At 55.0% G+C, this 229-nt stretch carries 1 pseudogene; it reads left to right on the forward strand.

Annotation, left to right across the window (positions count from 1 at the left end):
* Positions 1 to 34: 34 nt before the first annotated feature.
* Positions 35 to 229, forward strand: a pseudogene (locus tag HBA93_RS24085) (hypothetical protein); the annotation flags it as partial.

Consider the following 229-nt stretch of genomic DNA (forward strand, 5'->3'; position numbering starts at 1 on the left):
GCCAGTGGCCGATGATGAGCTCAGAGGCGCAGGACTGACAGGCGATTATGGTGCCGATGTTGTTTTGCGGGATTCTCCCGTGCAGCTGACAGAACGCCTCGTGCTGCGTTTGCCGCATGAAGAGGATATCGACGCTCTTGCTGTTCTGGCGGACAATGTGAATGTAGCGCGCATGTTGGCGCGTCTGCCTTATCCCTATTCCCGTGACCATGCTGTTGATTTTATCAAG

The organism is Ochrobactrum sp. SFR4, assembly GCF_019730395.1.
GTDB lineage: Bacteria > Pseudomonadota > Alphaproteobacteria > Rhizobiales > Rhizobiaceae > Pseudochrobactrum.